Origin of the sequence: Aeromonas sp. EERV15, from assembly GCF_900079845.1 — a bacterium.
In the GTDB taxonomy this organism is placed as follows: Bacteria; Pseudomonadota; Gammaproteobacteria; order Enterobacterales; family Aeromonadaceae; genus Aeromonas; species Aeromonas sobria.
Genome location: NZ_FKKY02000054.1, coordinates 1 through 728, shown reverse-complemented (window position 1 = coordinate 728; position 728 = coordinate 1). Strand labels below are relative to the sequence as shown.

Genomic DNA, 728 nt, shown 5'->3' with positions numbered 1-728 from the left:
CCTCCCACCCCGCTCACAGTTACCCCTACCACATCTGTCAGGTTGGTATCGTTCGCCGGCTTGGTGTGTGTCTGTGCTGCATTAAGGGTGTAGCTGTAACTGAGCGTCGCACTCTTGTCGCCATCCGCACTGCTATAACCCGTGACCTTGAGCGTCCCTTCCCCCGTATTAATCCCCGCCGATGGAGAGAGCGACGAGAAGCCCTTGAGTGCACCAAGCGAGAATGTCACACCGCCAATCACGACCTCCTTGATGCCGTCACTGGCCGCCACCTGGAAGCTATCACTGTCCGTTTCTCTGCTGCCCGATGCCGTCGAACCATTCGGGTTCAGGTCCGCTTCGTAGACTGTCGAGTCCGGCCCCTCAACGGCTACCGTCACCCTGGCCGTATCAACCGCACCCTGGATAGTAATGGTCAACTTGGCCGGACTGCTGTCCCCGTCCGCATCACGAATGGAGTAGGTCAGGTCGACACTCTTGAGGTCATTTGCACCCAGCGCCTGTACCGCTGCACTGGCATTATTCAGGGTAAAGCTGTACGCACCGGTCACGTCATCCAGTACCAGCGTACCGTATTGCGCCAACTCGGCCTTGGCGGCCGTATTGGCATCCCACTCCACGTAGTCAACACCCTGGCCATCTGCACCAAATACATCGTCAGAGCCATCGGTCAGCACATTGCCACTGACCACCAACATCCCATCCTCTGTCACGCCAACCGGGCCATC

General features: G+C 58.4%; 1 protein-coding gene. It reads right to left on the bottom strand.

Features of this window, described 5'->3' with window-relative positions:
- Positions 1-698 (bottom strand): VCBS domain-containing protein (locus tag BN4575_RS20340; protein ID WP_141689896.1); only part of this gene is annotated, 698 nt, incomplete at its 3' end.
- Positions 699-728: the final 30 nt, after the last annotated feature.